A 19,613-nucleotide genomic window follows, 5' to 3' on the forward strand; every position below is an offset into this window, starting at 1 on the left:
GTGGACGCCGAGTTCGGTCGTCCAGATCCTCTCGATTCAACCACTTATAACCGGTCTTCCGACTGATGCAGAAGCGGCGGCAAAGCTCCGCAATGTTGGCGTCCGCCTGGCGTGCCAGGCGGACGAACTCTTCTCTTTGCTGCTTCACGGTGGTTTGGCTCCAGGGCAACGTTATCCTCCCGCTGACTAAGCGGGAAAAGTGTTACCCATGTCCTGGCACACCTGTTACCTATGTCCCCGGTCTATACAGCACGCGGGAGAGGGGAGCTACACCGTCAGATTGTGAAAGGCCTCAGCTCGCGAACGGCCTCAGCCATCGTCCACCTCACCTCCGCGCCTATACCGCAACCATGTCGAAATCCGCTTTCGCCATGCCGCAGTCCGGGCAGCTCCATTCCGCCGGGACCGCGCCCCACGGTGTGCCGGGCGCGATGCCGTGCTCGGGCATGCCGAGCGCTTCTTCATAGACGAATCCACAGATGCGGCACTGCCAGATGGTCATGCCGTCCCCCGCAGCGAAGGTGCGCGGGTGGAGACGCCGGCGGCGCGCGCGGTGTCTTCGATCTCCCGCACCAGCGGATCGATGCGAGCCAGCTCGGCACGGTTGTCGTCATCCCACGGATGGAAGCCGGGACGGAAGTAGCTGAGCCACTCCGGAATCATGCGCGGCAGCGCGCCGGGCGATGCCCACAAAAAGCGCAGCGCGGTGCCAAACCCGCTCAGCTTGTTGCGGCAGCCCTTGTCGCCCATCACCAGCGCGATATGGAACACGAACACCATGGCCCAGAACGTCACCGTGGTGGTCAGCATGGTGAAGGTGCGCACGAAATAGCGATAGGGGCCCGGCTTCATCACGGTGTTCCAGACGTCGTAGGCCACCGCCTTGTGCTCGGTTTCCTCCAGCGCGTGCCAGGTCCACACCTGCCGGTAGCCGTCCTGCGAGTCCGCGCCCAGGTGGCGCACGTCCTTCAGCACGCCGCCGGCCAGCATCGCGGTGTAGTGCTCCAGCGCGATGGTGTGCGCCAGCTGCCATGACTTGGGCAGGATCTTGCGCAGCACGTCCAGCAGCTTCCACACCGCGCGGTCCAGCGCCGCGGCGGGCAGGCCGGCGTCTTCCATCAGCCGGTTGTAGAGGATGTGCTCGCGCGTGTGCATCGCTTCCTGGCCGATAAAGCCGGCGATGGCGCGGCTCAGCTCGGGGTCCTTCACCTGGTCGCGGTAGTTGCGCACGCTGTCCATGAAGAAGCGCTCGCCGGCGGGGAAGAAGATCGACAGCGTGTTGAGGAAATGGGTAACGTGGCGGCCCCGCTCGTGCCAGTCGCTGATGCGCTCCGGCGGCAGGTGGGGATGCACGTCGCGGCGGACTGGCATCATGGCGGTCTCCTTGGATGGCAAGCTCATTGCGCTAAAAAGGGCAGCAGGTCTGCGGCCACGCGTTGCGGGTCTTCTTCCATCGGCACGTGGCCCAGCCCCGCGTAGCGGCGCAGCTGCGCGCCGGGGATGCGCCCGGCGAAGGCCTGCGCGTGCGCGGGCGGGATCCAGCGGTCGCGCTCGCCCCACAGCACCAGCGTGGGCGCCCGCACGCTGCCGAGCAGGTGGGTGTCGAGCTGGGCGAAGTCGAGCTTCGGCACCATCTTGCCGACGGCCTCGCGGCTGCCTTCGGCATAGAAGAAGTCCACGTAGCGGCGGAAGGTGGCTTCGGGCACGCGCGAGGCGTCGCCGTAGACGTCGCGCGTGGCGGCGCGGATGATGCACTCGGGCAGCAGCCACGGCGCCGACCAGCGCACCGGCGCATGGCGGAACAGGTCGATATAGACCGGCAGCTTCATCGGGAAGCCGGCGGCGTCGATCAGCACCAGCTTGTCGACCGCGCCCGGCCGGCGCACCGCGAGGTCCCACGCGATCAGCCCGCCCAGCGAGTTGCCGATGACGCTGGCGCGGCGCACGTCCACCGCGGCGAGGAAGGCATCGATGAAGTCGCGGTAGCGGTGCACGTCCATGGTCTCGATGCGCCCGCGCGCATCGCGCAGCGGTCCGGTCAGTCCGAACGGGGCCAGGTCCAGCCGCAGCACGCGATAGCGTTGCGCCAGCGCCGGCACCAGCCCCTGCCACGTATGCAGCGACGCGCCGAAGCCGTGGATCAGCACCACGGTCTCTCCGTCGGCGGGTCCTTCGTCGGTGTAGTGCACCATCGCGTCGCGCACGCGCACCCAGCGCGAGGCCGGCAGCGCATGGCGCTGAGCCAGCGTCGCGCGCGACAGGCTGAACAGCCCCACGCGGCCCTGCCCGAACCAGCGCGTCAGCGTGCCCGGCGGCGCCAGCAGCGCGGCGTCCGCTTCCATCGCGAGGCGGCTCACGGGCGCTCTCCCTGGCCCACCGGGGCGGGCGTGGCCACGTTGCCGAGATCGCGCTTGCGGCGCGTCTCGCGCACCACCAGCGCCTGGTAGGCGGCGGGCAGCAGCCGCGCCATGGCGTCGGCGGCGTAGGCATCGGGCCCGATCAGCACGCGCCGGCGGTTGCGCCGCACGCCTTCCAGGATCACGCGCGCGGCCTTGTCGGGCGAGGTGATGAAGAATTTCTCGAACTCGTCCTTGCCGTGCTGTGCGTCGCGCACCAGGAAGCCGTTGACGCTGGCCGAGACCCGGCTGGCCTGCGCGATATTGGTCTTGATGCCGCCGGGGTGCACGGTGGTGGCCGACACGCCGCAGTCCATCAGGTCCAGCTCCTGCCGCAGCGATTCGGTGAAGCCGCGCACCGCGTACTTGCTGGCGTTGTAGGCGCCCATGCCGGGCTGGGCGAAGATGCCGAAGATGCTCGAGGTATTGACCACGTGGCCCTCGCCGCTGGCCTTCAGGTACGGCAGGAAGGCCTTGGTGCCGTACACCACGCCCCAGAAGTTGATGCCGATGATCCATTCCAGGTCGTCGTAGCTCATGCCCTCGACCGTGCTCGACAGCGCCACGCCGGCGTTGTTGAAGATCAGGTTGACGCGGCCGTGCGCGTCGGCGGCGGCCGCGGCCCACGCGTAGACCGCGGCGCGGTCGGCAACGTCGACGGTGTGCTCGGTGATGCGGGCATACGGTGCCGCGGCCATGGCCTGCGCCACGGTCTGCGCCAGCCCGGCCTCGTTGCGGTCCGACAGCGCCAGCTGGCAGCCCTCGCGCGCCAGCGCCAGCGCCAGCGCGCGGCCGATGCCAGAGCCGGCGCCGGTGATCGCGGCAACCTTGTTGCGGAAGTCCTTCATGTCCGGTCTCCTTCCGGTGTGTGTCGTTGTTCTGGGTGTAAGCAGGGGAAAGGCGCCGGGCCTCATGCACCGGCGGCGCTGGCGAGGTCCGCTTGCCGCGCGGCCTCGTCCGGCACGGCGCGGCGCACCGGGTACAGGTCGTAGTCGGTCATGCGGAAGCTGGCGGTGGCGCGGCGGAACTGCCAGGTGAAACCTGGCCACAGCGTGGTGTTGCGGCCGCTGCGCGGGTCGATGTACCAGCTGGCGCAGCCACCGGCCGACCAGATCGCATGGCCCAGCCGCGCCTGCAGCCGTTCGTTGAAGCGGCGCTGCACCGGCTCGCGCACGTCCACCGCCTGCGCGCCGTCGCGGCGCATCTGGCGCAGCGCGTCGGCGATATAGGCGACCTGCGACTCGATCATGAACACCATCGAGCTGTGGCCCAGGCCGGTGTTGGGGCCGACCACGAAGAAAAGGTTCGGAAACCCCGACACCGTGGTGCCAAGGTAGGCCTGCGCACCGTCGCGCCAGGCATCGACCAGGTCGACGCCGCCGATGCCGGCGATCACGCCGCGCGGCAGCGGGTCGGTGGCATGGAAGCCGGTGCCGAGGATGATGCAGTCCGCCGGCCGGCGCGTGCCGTCGCGCAGCACCACTGCGTCATGCTCGACCCGAGCGATGCCGGTGGTGACCACGTCGACGTTGTCGCGCGTCAGCGCCGGGTAGTAGTCGTTGGAGATCAGCACGCGCTTGCAGCCGATGGTGTAGTCCGGCGTCAGCGTCGCGCGCAGCGCAGGGTCGCGCACCTGCCGCGCCAGGTGGCGGCGCGCGACGCGCTCGACCACCTTCATGATCTTCGGATGCAGCACGAAGCCCAGCACGCGCGACTCCAGCATCCAGTAGATGCCGGTGCGCACCAGCGTCTGCGTGAACGGCAGGCGGCGGAACAGCCAGCGCTCGGCGGCGCTGACCTCGCGGTCGGGCTTGGGCATGATCCACGGCGGGGTGCGCTGGTACAGGTCCAGCTGCGCCACCTGCGGCGCGATCTGCGGCACGAACTGGATCGCGCTGGCGCCGGTGCCGATCACGGCGACGCGCTTGCCGCCCAGCGCATAGGCGTGGTTCCAGTGCTGCGAGTGGAAGCATTCGCCTTCGAATGTGTCCAGCCCCGGGATGTCGGGATACGACGGCCGGCTCAGCCCGCCCATGCCCGACACCAGCACGCGTGCCCGCACCACCTTGCCGTCGGCCATCTGCAGCCGCCACAGCTGCGCGGACTCGTCCCAGGCCGCGTGGCGCAGCTCATGGTGCAGCCGCAGGTGCGGACGCAGGCCGAAGCGGTCGGTGCAGTCCTCCAGGTAGGCGCGGATTTCCGGCTGGGTCGAGAACATGCGCGACCAGTCCGGGTTCGGCGCGAAGGAAAAGGAATACAGGTGCGACTGCACATCGCAGGCGCAGCCGGGGTAATGGTTGTCGCGCCAGGTGCCGCCGACCGAGCCGGCCTTCTCGAACACCAGGAAATCGTGCTCGCCGCGCTCGCGCAGCCGGATCGCCATGCCCAGGCCGGCAAAGCCGCTGCCGATGATGGCAATGTCGGTGTGCTCGGGGGCAGGCGGTGCCTGTGGTGGCCACTGCGGCGACAACGCCGGCGGCAACTCCGCGGGTGCATTCATGCGCGCTCCTCACCTTTACGACAGTGTTTATTGTGACATTGATGGATGTCATCGTAGGAAGCGCGGCGGGGGTGGTCAATGCCGTGAATCGAAGGATGGTTCTAATTTTTGTGGTTTGCCAGCGGCGCCCGGCGCACATCAAACGGCGACAGCGGGCGCCATCGCCCCTCGCAAGGGCAATGGCTACGTGCGTTTGAAACCACAGGATTTTTTTTGGGCTTCGCCGATGACGAAGGCGCCCCCGCCACAGACAGGTCGGGCTAGGAAGTCCGGCCCTTGCGCCAGCCCTGCGGCGTTTCACCGGTCCAGCGCTTGAACGCGTGCGTGAAGGCGCTCTGTTCGGAATAGCCCAGCCGCATCGCGCACTGCGCCAGGCTCAGGTTGGGTTCGGTCAGGTATTGCCGGGCCAGCGCCTGCCGCACGTTATCCACAAGCTGTGAATAACTGATGCCCTGCGCCTGCAGCCGCCGCTGCAGCGTGCGCACCGGCAGGCCCAGGTGCGCGGCGACGTCGGCGATCGGCACGTCGCCCTGCGGCAGCCGCGCGCGGATGCAGGCACGCGCCTGCGCCAGCGCGTCGGCGCCCGCGGGCACGATCCGCTGCAGCTGCGAATCAGCGATGCGCGTCATCTGCGCCTGCATGCCGGCATCGGCCTGCAGCGACGGCAGGTCCAGCAGGGCACGGTCGATATGCATGGCATGGCGCGCGGCGTTGAAGACCACGGGACAGCCGAACACCTCGGCATGCAAACGGGTATCGGCGGGCGCGGCGTGCGGGAATTCGACCTGCGTCGCCACATGCTGGCTGCCGATCAGCCAGCGCGCGAACACCACCCAGGTGGCCATATGCAGCTCATGCGCATGGCGCGACAGCGGCCCATGCCGCGCTTGCCACGTCATGCACGCGGCCTGCGGCGTTTCGATCAGGCGGGTGCCGCCGATGTCGTTGGCCAGCACTTCATAGCGGATGCCCTGCAGGATGGCATCGCGCACGGTGGGCGTGGTCAGCACCACGTAGCCCATCTCGGCATAGTGGCGCGGCGCAAAGGCGGCGCCGGCGCGCAGGCCGACATCGGCATCGCCGGTGGCCTGCTCTAGCCAGTCCAGCAGCGCGAGATAGGCCGCACCGGGAATGCGCGTGGCGGTTTGCGCCTGCGCCCCTGCGTCCAGCAACGCCGGCGGCACGCCGACGGCGCGCAGCTGCTCGGCCGGGGCAATGCCCTGGCGCTCGCCGTGGTCGAGCACGGCGCGAAGGTAGGCGAGCGAGACGGTGCCGGATGTGGTGTCAGACCCGGTGCCGGCCTGTGTACCACCGGCACTGGCACCGCCATCGGGCGGAGTGGCGCGTGGCATCAAATCACCTGTCATGCGGGATCAAGACCGGGCACCGATCTTTATCCAAACTCCGGACAGCGTCAATGCGGGCCTGCCCGCCCGCACAGCGAAGACAAGAGACTGACGCAAGGAGACCCGATGCGCCCCAACCCTCACCACCGCCGCCACGCGGCCGATGCCGATGCGCTGCACGCGCTGACGCGGCGCGGCTTCCTCAAGGTGGGCCTTGGCTTCTCGGCCGCGCTGGCGTGTTCCGCGCTGGTACCGTCGCTGGCCGGCTGCTCGTTCACCGATCCCGCCCCGCAGGCGGGCATGTCGTTCCTGCGCCCGGACGACGTGGCGATGTTCCGCGCGCTGCTGCCGGCCATCGTCACCGAACTGGCCGAAGCGCCGCCGCCGCGCCAGGCCGCGCTGGCGCAAGACGCGCTGCGCAATATCGACGCCACTTGCGCGGCGATGGGCGCGGGCGCGCAGGCCGAGCTGCGCAAGCTGTTCGGCCTGCTCGCCAGCACGCCGCTGCGCTGGGCGCTGGCCGGCATCCGCCAGGACTGGAGCGCCGCCACGCCGGCGCAGGTGCAGGCCTTCCTGGCGCGCTGGCGCGCCAGCCGCCTGGCCACGCTCAATGCCGGCGCGGTGGTGCTGGTCAAGCTCGCCAGCGTGGGCTACTACGCGCTGCCGGCCGCCTGGGCCGGCTGCGGCTATCCCGGCCCAGAAGCGGCCATCTACCGGGCGCTGCACGCCTGACCCCGACATGGCCATCGACAATCTCTACGATGCCGGCATCGCCGCCGGCTGGAAGGTACTGGACGCCTCCACCTTCACCACCACGCGCACGCTCGATGCCGACGTCGTCATCGTCGGCAGCGGCGCGGGCGGCGGCATCAGCGCCGAAGCCCTCAGCCGCGCCGGCCTGCGCGTGGTGCTGCTCGAAGAAGGCGCGCTGCGCACCTCGGACAGCTTCCGCGACATGGACGAGAACCGCGCCTACCGCGAGCTGTACCAGGAAGCCGCGGCGCGCACCACCGCCGACGGCGCCATCGCCATCCTGCAGGGCCGCGCGGTCGGCGGCAGCACCACGGTCAACTGGTCGTCCAGCTTCCGCACGCCGCCGCAGACGCTGGCGCACTGGGCCACGCACCACGCCGTCACCGGCCACGGCGAGGCCGAGATGGCGCCGTGGTTCCGGCAGGTGGAGGCGCGCCTTGGCATCGCGCCGTGGGCGCTGGCGCCCAATCCCAACAACGACGTGCTGCGGCGCGGCTGCGAGACGCTGGGCTGGGAATGGCATGTGATCCCGCGCAACGTGAAGGGCTGCTGGAATTCGGGCTATTGCGGCTTCGGCTGCCCGGTCAACGCCAAGCAGTCGATGCTGGTGTCGACCATTCCCGCCGCGCTGGCCAGCGGCGCCACGCTGGTGCACCGCGTGCGGGTGCGGACGCTGGACCATGACGGCCAACGCGTGCGCTCGGTCACCGGTGAGGCGCTGGGCGCCGACGGGTATACGCCCACGGGGATCGCCGTGGTCGTGCGCGCGCGGCACGTGGTCGCCGCCGGCGGCGCCATCAACACGCCGGCATTGTTGCTGCGCTCGCGCGTACCGGACCCGCATCAGCGGCTGGGCATAAGAACGTTTATCCATCCGGTGAATATCAGCATCGCCAAGATGCCAGAGCGCATTGATCCCTATTATGGCGCGCCGCAGTCTGTCGCCTCTGACCACTTCCAGTGGCAGCACGGCGCGACCGGGCCGATGGGCTACAAGCTGGAGGTGCCGCCGATGTTCCCCGGCATCAGCGCGGGCGTGGTCAATGGCGTGGGCGAGGCACTGCGCCGCGACATGGCACAGCTGCCCAACACCAACGCCATGCTGGCGCTGCTGCGCGACGGCTTCGTGCCGGAAAGTCCGGGCGGACGCGTGCGCCTGGCGCCCGACGGCAGCCCGCTGCTGGACTACGACATGACCGACTACGCCTGGGACGGCGTGCGGCGCGCGTGGCTGAGCATGGCGCAGGCGCAGTTCGCCGCTGGCGCCGAACGCGTGCGGCCCGCGCACGTCGACGCCGCCGAGTACCGCAGCTGGCCCGAGGCCCGCGCGGCCATCGCGCGGCTGCCGCTCAAGCCGTTCCGCACCGCGCTGTTTACCGCGCACCTGATGGGCGGCTGCGGCATGAGCGACGACCCGCGCGGCGGCGTGGTCGACAGTCGCGGCCGCCATCACCAGCTGGCCAACCTGTCGGTGTTCGACGGCTCGGTGTTCCCGACCAGCGTGGGCGCGAATCCGCAGTTGTCGGTGTTCGCGCTGAGCGCGCAGAACGCCGACGCGCTGGCGCAAAACCTCACGTCATGATGCATTCGCGCGCGACCGGCACGACCTTGTCTGGCTGTGCAGGCATGCGGCCAGCATGCCCGCTGCATGGTGCGGCGGACAATGCCGTGCGATGGCGCACACAACATCGGTTTTTAGAATGTCCATTCCAATTCAGCGCTTGTGAAACGCCCGAAGCGGTGGATAGGCTTCGTACAGCTGTTTCAAGCATCCGTATGCCGCCAGAGCAGGGAGCGGACAGCGCAGCAACTTGCAAAGGGGTTTATCGCGGTACAGAAGAGAGAAGCGCCCCCATGAAGACCGGCAAAAGCTCGGCAGGAGACACCAAGGCCCGGATTCTCGACGCCACGGAAAAGCTGTTCACCGAGGTTGGCTACGAAGCCACCTCGCTCAGGCAGGTCACGTCGCGCGCCATCGTCAACCTGGCCGCCGTGAACTACCACTTCCGCAGCAAGGACATCATGATGCACGCCGTGCTGAGCCGGCGCCTGGACCCGCTCAACGCGCGGCGCCTGGCGCTGCTCGATGCCTGCGAAGCGCGCTGGCCCGGCCACGCGATCCGCTGCGAGCACGTGATGGGCGCGCTGTTCGTGCCCGCGCTGCAGATGGCGCGCGACCCGTCGGTGGGCGGGCCGTCATTCCTGCGGCTGCTGGGGCGCGTGTATTCGGATACCTCGCCGTTCATCCAGCAATACCTGCTGGAGCACTACGCGCCGGTGTACGGCCGCTTCTTCGATGCCTTCGCGCGCGCCATCCCGGCGCTGCCGCGGCACGAGCTGGGCTGGCGCCTGCAGTTCGCGCTCAAGGCGCTGGCCGGCGTGCTCGCCGGCGAGGAACTGACCAGCCTGCTGCCCGCCTTCACACAGGGCCGGCAGATGAGCGATGCGCACGTGCTGGCCCAGCTCACCGCGATGGTCGAGGCCGTGCTGAACGTGGCGCAGCCCGGCGCGGACCAGCTCTCGGCGCTGCAGTCGGTGTTCGAGCTGGGCGAGGCGCAGCCGCACGCTGGGCAGCGCGCCGGCAGCCTTGCGGCGCAGTCCGCCAATGATCCGGATGCCAGCGTGGCCGCGATCGCGGCCCCCATGGACGAGGCGGCCAGCCATGCCGCCGCCGCCCTCGGCAAGGCCCGCACCGGCGCACGCATCGTGCGCAATGCGGGCACCAAGCGTGCCGCCGTGACCAGCGTGCCGGTGCGCGCGCGCGAGCACACCGTGAGCTTCCCCAGCAACCCGCTGGATGACTGGATGCGAATGCGCACCAGGACATAGCGGCACGCGCCGCCGCCGGTTACCGCCGGCACGGCGCCGCCGCGCTCACGCAACCTGAACCGTCGATCCACCCGGCGAGGCCGCGCCGCGGCCCCGGTGAACCCGCGCGCCCGCGGCATGCCGCCCGCGCTGCGGTGACCTGTTCGCTTTGCCCGTCTTGAGGAGGAAGCTGCCGTGTCAATCCATGCGCCGATCCGACCATCCAGTCGACCATCCAACCGACCACCGAAAAACCTGCGCCGCCTTGCCGCCATCAGCGGCGCCATCATCGGCCTGCTGGGCGCGCCGCTGGCGTTTCCGCCTGTCGCCATGGCCCAGCCAGCCAGCGCTGCCGCTGTAGCGGGCACGGCCTATGACGGCCTGCCATCGGCGCAGCAGGCCGCGCTGTTCTCGCGCCAGGTCGCCAGCGGCGAGCTCGCGCGCCTGTCCGATGCGCAGGTGCTGGCGGTGTTCCAGGCGCTGCAGCCCGATGCGCTGCTGAAATGGGCACGCGCCGAGATGAACCGCTACCCCGAGTACGAATACTGGATGTCGCGCCAGGAACGGCTCAACGGCCAGTGGCAGGAGCAGCCCGCGAAGATGCAGATCCGCTACCGCCATGCGCCGCGCCAGCTCTATGCCAGGTGGCTGCCCGGCGGCGCGCAGGCGGGCCAGGAAATCCTGTATGACGAGACCCGCCGCAAGGACGAGATGTACGGCCACCTGGGCGGCGTGCTGGGCTTTACCTCGATGTGGATCGCGCTGGACGGCTCGCTGGCGCGTTCGCAGTCCAACCATACCGTGCGCGACCTGGGCTTCCAGTACGTGCTGTCGATGCTCGAGCGCGACGCGAAATCGCTGCGCGCCGCCGGCCTGTCCGAGAAATACGGCAAGGCCGAGATCGTGCAGGAGCAGGGCGTGCGCATGGTGGCGCTGACCTGGGACTTGCCGGCCGGCGCGCCGCAGTACTACGCCAAGCGCGTGCAGCTGATGCTGGACCTGAAGCATCCGTATATCCGCGTCGAAACCGCGTGGGATGCCGACGGCAACATGGTCGAGAAGATCGTGTTCGACAAGCTGGTGCGCAAGACCTTCGAGGCCGCGGCGTTCGACCCGGCCAATCCCGAGTATCGCTTCTGACGCGGCACGCGCCGCGCGCGGCCGCGCCCGTTTGGAACGGCCGCTCTATTGACGCTGAAACCCGTGCGCGGCGACAGTCGCCGCTCACGACAGGATCCGGACGCAGAGCCGGACCACCGATCCGGCAACAGGGGTCGCAGGAAAAACAGGAGACAGGCCATGACCATGTCGAGGCTTTGGCGCAGCACCTTGGTGGTGACAGGAGTGAGCGTGGCCGCCGCGCTGGCCGGCTGCGGTGGCGGCGGCGGCGGCGAAGACACGCCGCGCGCCGGCACGCAGGCGCCGCCGCAGTGCGCGGACACCGGCACGTGCCCGGCGCAGGGGCCGGTCACCATCGGCGGCCCGCCCGGATCGCTGTGCCCGGCGGCGCTGGACTACGGCACCACCTTCACCGGCGGCTCCGGCGCGGGCGAGCTGGTCAGGCTGCGCTTCGATACCACGGCGCGCACGTACCAGCTGGAAATCATCGAGTCGCCGGTGCCGAAGCAGCCCGGCAGCGTCAGCCCGACGCGCGCGGGCGTGACCTTCACCGGCACCTTCGCCAACCTGACCTCGCTGCCCACCGCCGAGCAGAACCGCTGCGCGGTGGCGCTGCAGACCGCCACGGCGTCGGACGGCGTCTCGCAGGCGAATATCGACAGCGCAAAACCGCCGGTGATCTTCCTCGGCAACGGCGTTGCCGGCGGCGGCATCCCGGGCGCCACCATCTCCTATCCGGGCGTGCTCGGACTGGGCGCGATCCCGGCGACCACCTTCCCGTTCTACCCGGTGCTGGCGTTCGCGCAGACCGAGACCGATTTCGCCAGGGTGGCCGGCACCTACAACCTGCTGGGCTACCACCAGGTGCCGTCCGGCGGCACGCTGACCGCCTCGAGCCACTTCACGCCCGCCACCGCGCAGACCACCGAGACGTTGCATGCCGACGGCAGCTGCACCACGGCGAGCGGCAGCTGCCGCAGCACCGGCAACAACTGGAAGCTGCGCAGCGCCGACGGCGCATTCGAAAGCAGCAATGCCGACGGCAGCCGCCGCTATCCCTCGTTCCACAACCAGGCCATCACTGCCAACAACGCCAGCCGCGCCAAGGGGCTGATGGTGGTAGGCAAGCTCAATGGCGCGCTGGTGCCGCTGCTGGTGCGCACCGGCTACGCGCAAATCTCGCTGTTGCCGCTGACGGTCAATGTCGACGATGAATCGGGACTCGCGCTGATGGCGCCGGCCATCACTGTCGCCAGCGGCCGGCTCGACGGCGGCTATATCGGCTCGGGCAGCGACTTTGCCTACACCGCGTCGCTGGTCAGGGGCACGCGCGTCGACCTGCTCGAGCCGATGACGATGAATCAGACCGGCGGCTTCCAGCTCGACTTCACGCAGGCCGCGGCGGGCATGGTGACCACCACCGACAACAGCGGCATCACCGGCGCGCTGATCGCCAGCGGCCGTGTGTTCAGCCACTTGTCAGGCACCAGCGGCAGCAGCCCGACCTTCCGCGTGGGCGTGCTCGCGGCACCCTGAGCGCAGCGCAGACAAAACAACGAGGAGACCAAGCCATGCATCAGATCATCCTTCCGCGCCCATCGACCGCGCCGGCGCGCGCGCTGGCCGTGGCCGCCACCGCCATGCTTGCCGCCTGCGGCGGTGGTGGCGGCGGCGACGACGCCCCCGCCACGCCCACGGCCGCGCAGACGCGGCTGTGCCCGGCCTCGCTGGACTACAACACCACCTTCACCGGCGGCACCGGCTCGGGCGAGCTGGTCAAGGTGCAGATCGACACCACCCGCATGACCTGGCAGGTGACCTTCCTCGATTCCTCGGTGCCGCGCCAGACCGGCACCGTGCAGCCCACGCGCAGCGATCCCACCAATGGCCTGAACGTGATGCGCGGCACGCTCAAGGCCGAGACCGGCCTGCCCACCGAGAAGCTGAACCAGTGCGCGTTCGAGCTGAGCGGCGCCAGCCTCGATCCAAACCGCCCGGCCAAGCTCTTCGTCGGCGAAGGCGTGGCGGGCGGCACCATCCCCGGCGCGCGCATCCAGTTCAACGGCGTGCTCGGCGCCGGGGCGGTGCCCGATACCACCTTCCCGTATTTCCAGTTCATCGGCTTCGCGCAGACCGAGACCGACCTGTCGAAGATCGCCGGCCAATACAACGGCACCGGCTTCCACGAGGTGCCGTCCAAGCAGTTCCAGCTGGTGGCGCAGGACTACCGCATGGCGCTCGCCGCCGACGGCTCGTTCACGGTCTGCGACAACGCCACTGGCACCTGCGAGCGCAAGGGCAACAACTTCGTGCCGCAGCCCAGCGGCGCGCTGCTGTCCACCAACTACAAGGCCGAGAGCCAGCCGCCCACGCTGGGCAGCACGCTGGGCAAGGCCTATCTGATCGTGGGCAAGCTGCGTGGCCAGCTGGTGCCGATCATGATCCGCGTCGGCTATGCCAACGACTCGCTCGCCAATGGGCCCCTGGGCGCCGACGACGAGATCGGCATCGGCATGATGGCCCCCGCCGTGGCGATCACCGAGGGCACGGTCAATGGCGAATACGTCGGCGTCGACAGCAACTTCAACTACCGCGTGACGGCGCTGGTGGGCGCCGCCGCGACCATGATGGACCCGTTCCGGCCGTCCGATGCGTCGCTGGCGATCCCGTACCGGCTGGACTTCGCGCAGCAGGTGCCGGGCGTGGTGCGCACCTCGCGCCGCGAGGCGCCGGCGGGCTCGGCGCCGACCGGCAAGCTGATGTTCACCGGCGGCGTGTTCGGCTTCCTGGAGCAGCGCGACGGCGGCCCGTACTTCACCGTCGGCGCGTTCGTGCAATAAGCCGGCCCCAGGCCCGGGGCCATCGCAGCCCCGGCGCCTTTACCGATGCATCTACCAGTGACTTCACTGCCCCGGGGGACACAACATGAAGACCTTGCACCTCACGCTCGCGCTGGTGCTGGCCGCGCTGGCCAGCATCGCCCTGCCTGCCCACGCCCAGAAGAAGGGCGACAACGTAGTCTCGGCCGGCTGGTTCCATATCCGGACCCACGGCCAGAGCGACCCGCTCACTACCTCGCTGCTGGACGTGCCGATCAACTACCCGCTCGGGCTGCCGTCGACCTTCACCGCGCCGGGCAGCAGCATCTCGTCGTCCAACGCCAATACGCTGGGGCTGACCTTCAGCCACTTCGTCACCGACCATATCGCCATCACCGCGGTGGGCGGCATCCCGCCCGAGTTCAAGCTCTATGGCCATGGCGAGCTGATCCCGCCCGGCCCGGCCGGCGCGCTCGGCCGCCAGAGCCTGGGCGACCCGGCGCTGAACCCGATCATCACCAAGGCGCGCCAGTGGAGCCCGGCGGCGATGGTGCAGTACCACTTCCTGGAGCCGGGCACGCGCTTCCGGCCATTCCTGGGGCTCGGCGTCTCGTACAACTTCTTTACCAACATCGAAGTCAATCCGGCCTTCGCCAGCTCGGTCAACAACAACCTCGGCGCCATCCTGGCCGCCGGCGCGGGCATTCCGGGACCGACCTCGGTCAGCGCCGATGCGTCGTCGTCGTGGGCGCCGGTCTTCAATATCGGCGGCACCTACAACTTCGACGAGCACTGGGGGCTGACCGCGGCGGTGACCTACATCCCGCTGAAGACCACCTCGACGATGACGATCAAGGCGGCCAACGGCACGGTACTGTCGACCTCGAAGACCAGGCTGGAGCCGAATCCGCTGGTGTTTTTTGTGGCGGCTTCGTATAAGTTCTGAGGACGAAAAAAAGCCAGTGGCAAACCACTGGCTTTTGTCGCATGAACCGCTGCCGATGTACTCCCTCTCCCGCTTGCGGGAGAGGGCTGGGGTGAGGGCAGGAGCCTCCACGAAGTACGGCCGTCGCAATTGCCAGCGCCGGCCTTCACCCCCGCCCCTCTCCCGCAAGCGGTAGAGGGGAGCAAACCCGCGAAAAAAAAACGACGCGCCAGGGCGCGTCGTTTTTCGTTACGGCAATAGTCAGGCATGAGCCCTTACTGCGTCACCGTCCCCTGCTGCGCCGGCGTACCCTGCTGCGCTACCGCGCTGTTCTCCTGCAAGCCGCCGCCCAGCGACCGGTACAGGTCGATCGCATTGTTCAGGCGCAGCTGCCGCGCCTGCACCAGCGCCTGCTCCGCGGTGAACAGCTGGCGCTGTGCATCGAGCTCGTCCAGGTAGCTGGCCACGCCGCTGCGGAAGCGCAGGCGCGACAGCTCGTAGCGAGCGGCTTCGGCATTGCGCGCCTGTTCCTGGCCCGCGACCTGGTCTTCCAGCGTGCCGCGCGCCACCAGCGCGTCCGCCACTTCCGCGAAGGCCGTCTGGATGGTCTTCTCGTAGTTGGCGATCTGGATGTTCTTGCGCACGTTGGCCAGGTCCAGGTTCGACAGGTTGCGGCCATAGTCGAAGATCGGCAGCACCAGTTGCGGCGCGAACGACCAGGCGCGCGTGCCGGCATCGAACAGCCCGGAGAACGTCGGGCTGATGGTGCCGCCGCTGGCCGTCAGCGTGATGCGCGGAAAGAACGCCGCGCGCGCCGCGCCGATATTGGCGTTGGCCGACAGCAGCAGCTGCTCGGCCTGGCGGATATCGGGACGCTGCTCGAGCAGGTCCGAAGGCAGCCCCGGCGGGATATCGCTGATGATGCGCTCGTCCGACAGGCGCATCGGCTCGGGCAGGTTCTCGATGGTGCCGATGGGCTTGCCCACCAGCACTTCGAGCGCGTTATGCGCCTGCGCGCGCTGGCGCGCCAGCTGCGCCGCGGCGACGCGGGCCTGCGCCACCAGCGACTCGTTGTCGCGCAGGTCCAGCGCCGAAGTGGCGCCGGCCTCGAAGCGCTGTTTGGCCAACCCGTAGGTGCTTTCGCGCGCCTTCAGGGAGTCGCGCGCCAGTTCGTACTGCTCGGCGTAGGCGCGCTCGGCCAGGTAGGCCTTGGCGACTTCCGAGACCAGCGAGATATGCGCCGAGCGGCGCGCCTCTTCGGTGGCGAAGTACTGCGCCAGCGCGGCATTGGACAGGCTGCGCACGCGCCCGAAGAAATCGAGCTCGTACGACGAGATGCCCAGGCCGACCTGGTACACCTCGGTCACGCCCGGCTGGCCGAGCACCGTCGCCGACTGTGCGGCGGTAGTGCGGGCACGGGTGTAGCTGCCGTTGACGTTTACCGTGGGCAGCAGGTCGGCGCGCTGCACCTGGTACAGCGCGCGCGCTTCCTCGATGCGCAGCGCCGCGGTGCGCAGGTCGCGGTTGTTTTCGAGCGAGGTCGCGATCAGCGCCTGCAGGCGCGGGTCGCGGAAAAACTCGCGCCAGCCGATGTCGGCGGCGCGGCGGGTTTCGCCGCTCTTCACCTCGGCCGTGGCATAGCCTTCGGGCGCGGTCGGGAAGCTGTCTGCCACCGGCGGGGCAGGGCGGTCATAGTGGGGCGCCAGCGTGCACCCCGTCAGAACGCCGGCCACCAGCAGCAGTGTGGTCAGAGTCTTGGTCATGTTCAGATTTCCTCTTGGGGGTCGTGCCACTTCTGGTCCAGCATGCGCTGGCGGGGACTGCCCTTGAAGCGCTTGCGCACCACCACGAAGAACACCGGCACCAGGAAGATCGCCAGCACCGTGGCCGTGATCATCCCGCCCATCACGCCGGTACCGATGGCGCGCTGGCTGCCCGAGCCCGCGCCGGTGGCGATTGCCAGCGGCAGCACGCCCAGGATGAACGCCATCGACGTCATCAGGATCGGACGGAAGCGCAGGTGCACCGCCTCCAGCGTGGCTTCGATCAGGCCCTTGCCCTGCGCCTGCAGGTCCTTGGCGAATTCCACGATCAGGATGGCGTTCTTGGCCGACAGGCCGATGGTGGCGATCAGGCCCACCTTGAAGTACACGTCGTTGGGCATGCCGCGCAGCGTCACGCCCAGCAGCGCGCCGAGCACGCCCAGCGGCACCACCAGCAGCACCGAGAACGGGATCGACCAGCTTTCATACAGCGCGGCCAGGCACAGGAACACGATGATCAGCGACAGCGTGTACAGGATCGGTTCCTGCGAGCCGGCGAGACGCTCTTCGTACGACTGGCCCGACCACTCGAAGCCGAAGCCCGGCGGCAGCTTGGCGAAGTTCTCCTCCATCACGCGCATGGCTTCGCCGGTACTGCGGCCCGGCGCGGCCTGGCCCGCCAGCTTCACCGCCGGCATGCCGTTGTAGCGCTCCAGGCGCGGCGAGCCCATCACCCACTTCGAGGTTGCGAACGCCGCGAACGCCACCATGTCGCCGTTGCTGTTGCGCACGCGCAGCTTGGTCAGGTCGTCCGGCAGCCGGCGATCGGCGCCATCGGCCTGCACGATCACCTTGCGCACGCGGCCTTCGTAGATGAAGTCGTTGACGTAGTTGGAGCCGAAGGCGATCGACAGCGTCGAGTTGATGCTCGCCACCGAGACGCCGAGCGCCTTGGCCTTCTCGCGGTCGATGTCGATCTGCAGCTGCGGCGCGTCTTCCTGGCCTTCGGGGCGCACGCCCATCAGCACCGGGCTCTGCGCGGCCATGCCGAGCATCATGTTGCGCGCTTCCATCAGCTTGGCGTGGCCCTGGCCGGTGCGGTCCTGCAGGCGGAAGTCAAAGCCCGAGGAGTTGCCCAGCTCGGAAATCGCCGGCGGATTGAGCGGGAAGATGATCGCGTCCTTGATGAACGACAGCGCGCCGAAGGCACGGCCGACCAGCGCCTGCGCGGTCTCGCCGTCGCCGGTGCGCTCCTTCCAGTCCTTCAGGCGCACGAACGCGATACCGCCGTTCTGGCCGCGGCCGAAGAAGGAGAAGCCCGCCACCGTGATCATCTTGTCCACCACCTTGCTTTCCTTCTGCAGGTAGTAGTCCTCGATCTGCTTGAGCACGCCGATGGTACGGTCCTGGGTCGCGCCGTTGGGCAGCTGCACCACGGTGATCATGTAGCCCTGGTCTTCATCGGGCAGGAACGACGACGGCAGGCGCTTGAACAGCACCACCACGCCGGCGATGATCAGCGCGTAGATGATCAGGTAGCGGCCGGTGCGCTTGAGGATGCGCGCGACCACGCCCTGGTAGCCCGTCGACGCCGTGGCGAAGGTACGGTTGAACCAGCCGAAGAAGCCCTTCTTCTCATGATGGTGGCCGGCCTGCACCGGCTTGAGCAGCGTCGCGCACAGGGCCGGGGTCAGCGTCAGCGCCAGCAGCGCCGAGAACGCCATCGAGGCGATCAGCGACAGCGAGAACTGGCGGTAGATGTTGCCGACCGAGCCCGAGAAGAACGCCATCGGGATGAACACCGCGGTCAGCACCAGCGTGATGCCGACGATGGCGCCGGTGATCTGGCCCATGGCCTTGCGCGTCGCTTCGCGCGGCGACAGGCCTTCCTCGCTCATGATCCGCTCGACGTTCTCGACCACCACGATGGCATCGTCGACCAGGATACCGATCGCCAGCACCATGCCGAACATGGTCAGCACGTTGATCGAGAAGCCGAACGCCAGCAGCGCGCCGAAGGTGCCCAGCAGCGCGATCGGCACCACCAGCGTCGGGATGATGGTGGCGCGGAAGTTCTGCAGGAACAGGTACATCACCAGGAACACCAGCACCACGGCTTCGAGCAGGGTCTTGATCACTTCCTCGATCGAGATCTTGACGAAGGCCGAGGTGTCGTACGGCACCGAGTACTCGTAGTCCGCCGGGAAGTTCTTCGACAGCTCTTCCATCTTGGCGCGCACCGCGGTGGCGGTGGCGAGCGCGTTGCCGGTCGGGGCCAGCTTGATGGCGATGGCCGCCGACGGCTTGCCGTTGGTGCGGGCCTGGGTCGAGTAGTCGGCGCCGCCCAGTTCCACGCGGCCGACGTCCTTGATGCGCACCGACGACCCGTCCGGGTTGGTGCGCAGCAGGATGTTGCCGAACTGCTCCGGCGTGGTCAGCCGGCTTTCGGTGGTGACGGTGGCGTTGAGCTCGGTGCCCTTGGGCGAGGGCGTGCCGCCCAGCTCGCCCACGGCGACCTGTATGTTCTGCTCGCCCACCGCGGCGGTGACGTCGGTCGGGGTCAGGTTGAAGCCGGTCAGCTTGGCCGGGTCCAGCCAGATCCGCATGGCGTACTCGGTGCCGAACAGGTCGGCCTGGCCCACGCCCGGCACGCGCCGGATCGAGTCGATCACCTGCGCCGAGACGTAGTTGCCGAGCTGGATCGCGCTGGCCGTGCCGGACTTGGACGACACGGTCAGGAACATCATGTAGTTGTTCCCGGCCTTGTCGACGCGCACGCCCTGCTGGCGCACTTCCGCCGGCAGGCGCGCTTCCACGCGCTTGAGGCGGTTCTGCACCTCGACCGAGTTCAGGTCGACGTTCGAACCCGGCGCAAAGGCGATGGTGATGCTGGCCAGGCCGGACGACTCGCTGGTCGAGCTGTAGTAGAGCAGGTTGGGGGCGCCGTTAAGCTCCTGCTCGATCACCGAAGTGACGGAATCCTCCAGCGTCTTGGCCGACGCACCCGGATAGGTGGCGGTGACCGAGATCGTCGGCGGGGCGATGTTCGGATATTGCGCGATCGGCAACTGCAGGATCGACAATATGCCGCCCAGCACGATGATCAGCGCGAGCACCCACGCGAACACCGGCCGGTCGATAAAAAACTTGGCCATAAGACTGGCTCCCTCTTTGTCTAGCCCTG

Annotated in this window: 16 protein-coding genes; 7 read left to right on the top strand and 9 right to left on the bottom strand. The window is 68.8% G+C overall.

Translation table 11 applies throughout. The features are described from left to right. The 7 genes from A3AG_RS33940 to A3AG_RS0108385 all read right to left on the bottom strand — a co-directional run. The coding region (locus A3AG_RS33940) for a helix-turn-helix domain-containing protein (protein ID WP_209437566.1) at positions 1–169 on the bottom strand (169 nt) is incomplete at its 3' end. A 168-nt stretch (positions 170–337) separates the two neighbouring features. Continuing rightward, entirely contained in the window at positions 338–502 is a 165-nt protein-coding gene (locus tag A3AG_RS0108360; RefSeq protein ID WP_018004963.1) for a rubredoxin, read from the bottom strand. Then, positions 499–1,374 carry a metal-dependent hydrolase gene (locus A3AG_RS0108365; RefSeq protein ID WP_026164040.1) on the bottom strand — a complete coding sequence of 292 codons (876 nt, stop codon included), beginning with the start codon at positions 1,372–1,374 and terminating at the stop codon, positions 499–501. The genes A3AG_RS0108360 and A3AG_RS0108365 overlap by 4 nt, the downstream gene beginning before the upstream one ends. A 23-nt stretch (positions 1,375–1,397) precedes the next feature. Further along, the gene (locus A3AG_RS0108370) at positions 1,398–2,357 is read right to left on the bottom strand and encodes an alpha/beta fold hydrolase (RefSeq protein WP_018004965.1); all 960 of its coding nucleotides are present in this window, start codon (positions 2,355–2,357) and stop codon (positions 1,398–1,400) included. Then, positions 2,354–3,244: an SDR family NAD(P)-dependent oxidoreductase gene (locus A3AG_RS0108375; RefSeq protein WP_018004966.1), complete on the bottom strand. Its 891-nt coding sequence runs from the start codon at positions 3,242–3,244 to the stop codon at positions 2,354–2,356. Before A3AG_RS0108375 ends, A3AG_RS0108370 begins: the two co-directional genes overlap by 4 nt. Positions 3,245–3,306: 62 nt before the next feature. After that, on the bottom strand, positions 3,307–4,896 hold the full coding sequence (locus tag A3AG_RS0108380) for a flavin-containing monooxygenase (protein ID WP_018004967.1): 1,590 nt from the start codon (positions 4,894–4,896) through the stop codon (positions 3,307–3,309). A gap of 260 nt (positions 4,897–5,156) precedes the next feature. Further along, positions 5,157–6,248, bottom strand: a complete 1,092-nt coding sequence (locus tag A3AG_RS0108385; RefSeq protein WP_026164041.1) for an AraC family transcriptional regulator — start codon at positions 6,246–6,248, stop codon at positions 5,157–5,159. 120 nt (positions 6,249–6,368) lie between these two features. On the opposite strand from A3AG_RS0108385, the gene A3AG_RS0108390 reads away from it, so the two are divergent. The 7 genes from A3AG_RS0108390 (at position 6,369) to A3AG_RS0108420 (ending at position 14,687) form a co-directional block, all read left to right on the top strand. After that, the gene (locus tag A3AG_RS0108390) at positions 6,369–6,974 is read left to right on the top strand and encodes a hypothetical protein (protein ID WP_018004969.1); all 606 of its coding nucleotides are present in this window, start codon (positions 6,369–6,371) and stop codon (positions 6,972–6,974) included. Between the two features lie 7 nt (positions 6,975–6,981). Then, entirely contained in the window at positions 6,982–8,577 is a 1,596-nt protein-coding gene (locus A3AG_RS0108395; RefSeq protein WP_018004970.1) for a GMC family oxidoreductase, read from the top strand. Between the two features lie 272 nt (positions 8,578–8,849). After that, a complete protein-coding gene (locus tag A3AG_RS0108400; RefSeq protein ID WP_018004971.1) occupies positions 8,850–9,824 on the top strand; it encodes a TetR/AcrR family transcriptional regulator in 975 nt (324 codons plus the stop codon). Between the two features lie 234 nt (positions 9,825–10,058). After that, positions 10,059–10,943: a DUF1571 domain-containing protein gene (locus tag A3AG_RS0108405; protein ID WP_026164042.1), complete on the top strand. Its 885-nt coding sequence runs from the start codon at positions 10,059–10,061 to the stop codon at positions 10,941–10,943. Between the two features lie 159 nt (positions 10,944–11,102). Beyond that, positions 11,103–12,458: a DUF2957 domain-containing protein gene (locus A3AG_RS0108410; protein ID WP_018004973.1), complete on the top strand. Its 1,356-nt coding sequence runs from the start codon at positions 11,103–11,105 to the stop codon at positions 12,456–12,458. A 35-nt stretch (positions 12,459–12,493) separates the two neighbouring features. Further along, positions 12,494–13,762 carry a DUF2957 domain-containing protein gene (locus A3AG_RS0108415; protein WP_018004974.1) on the top strand — a complete coding sequence of 423 codons (1,269 nt, stop codon included), beginning with the start codon at positions 12,494–12,496 and terminating at the stop codon, positions 13,760–13,762. Between the two features lie 85 nt (positions 13,763–13,847). Further along, a complete protein-coding gene (locus A3AG_RS0108420) occupies positions 13,848–14,687 on the top strand; it encodes an OmpW/AlkL family protein (RefSeq protein ID WP_018004975.1) in 840 nt (279 codons plus the stop codon). 254 nt (positions 14,688–14,941) lie between these two features. Here A3AG_RS0108420 and A3AG_RS0108425 read toward each other — a convergent pair whose 3' ends face one another. Together A3AG_RS0108425 and A3AG_RS0108430 are read right to left on the bottom strand one after the other, a co-directional pair. Continuing rightward, complete coding sequence (locus A3AG_RS0108425) at positions 14,942–16,429, bottom strand: efflux transporter outer membrane subunit (RefSeq protein ID WP_018004976.1); 1,488 nt, start codon at positions 16,427–16,429, stop codon at positions 14,942–14,944. A 2-nt stretch (positions 16,430–16,431) separates the two neighbouring features. Further along, entirely contained in the window at positions 16,432–19,584 is a 3,153-nt protein-coding gene (locus A3AG_RS0108430; protein WP_018004977.1) for an efflux RND transporter permease subunit, read from the bottom strand. Positions 19,585–19,613 lie beyond the last annotated feature (29 nt).

The sequence above is a fragment of the Cupriavidus neocaledonicus genome (assembly GCF_000372525.1).
In the GTDB taxonomy this organism is placed as follows: Bacteria; Pseudomonadota; Gammaproteobacteria; order Burkholderiales; family Burkholderiaceae; genus Cupriavidus; species Cupriavidus neocaledonicus.

Excerpts from the sequence above, each read along its gene's own strand:
- A3AG_RS0108410 (WP_018004973.1), top strand. The coding sequence starts at position 11,103 with ATGACCATGTCGAGGCTTTGGCGCAGCACCTTGGTGGTGACAGGAGTG.
- A3AG_RS0108360 (WP_018004963.1), bottom strand. The coding sequence starts at position 502 with ATGACCATCTGGCAGTGCCGCATCTGTGGATTCGTCTATGAAGAAGCG.
- A3AG_RS0108380 (WP_018004967.1), bottom strand. The coding sequence starts at position 4,896 with ATGAATGCACCCGCGGAGTTGCCGCCGGCGTTGTCGCCGCAGTGGCCA.
- A3AG_RS0108420 (WP_018004975.1), top strand. The coding sequence starts at position 13,848 with ATGAAGACCTTGCACCTCACGCTCGCGCTGGTGCTGGCCGCGCTGGCC.
- A3AG_RS0108415 (WP_018004974.1), top strand. The coding sequence starts at position 12,494 with ATGCATCAGATCATCCTTCCGCGCCCATCGACCGCGCCGGCGCGCGCG.
- A3AG_RS0108400 (WP_018004971.1), top strand. The coding sequence starts at position 8,850 with ATGAAGACCGGCAAAAGCTCGGCAGGAGACACCAAGGCCCGGATTCTC.
- A3AG_RS0108395 (WP_018004970.1), top strand. The coding sequence starts at position 6,982 with ATGGCCATCGACAATCTCTACGATGCCGGCATCGCCGCCGGCTGGAAG.
- A3AG_RS0108375 (WP_018004966.1), bottom strand. The coding sequence starts at position 3,244 with ATGAAGGACTTCCGCAACAAGGTTGCCGCGATCACCGGCGCCGGCTCT.
- A3AG_RS0108385 (WP_026164041.1), bottom strand. The coding sequence starts at position 6,248 with ATGCCACGCGCCACTCCGCCCGATGGCGGTGCCAGTGCCGGTGGTACA.
- A3AG_RS0108430 (WP_018004977.1), bottom strand. The coding sequence starts at position 19,584 with ATGGCCAAGTTTTTTATCGACCGGCCGGTGTTCGCGTGGGTGCTCGCG.
- A3AG_RS0108365 (WP_026164040.1), bottom strand. The coding sequence starts at position 1,374 with ATGATGCCAGTCCGCCGCGACGTGCATCCCCACCTGCCGCCGGAGCGC.
- A3AG_RS0108390 (WP_018004969.1), top strand. The coding sequence starts at position 6,369 with ATGCGCCCCAACCCTCACCACCGCCGCCACGCGGCCGATGCCGATGCG.
- A3AG_RS0108425 (WP_018004976.1), bottom strand. The coding sequence starts at position 16,429 with ATGACCAAGACTCTGACCACACTGCTGCTGGTGGCCGGCGTTCTGACG.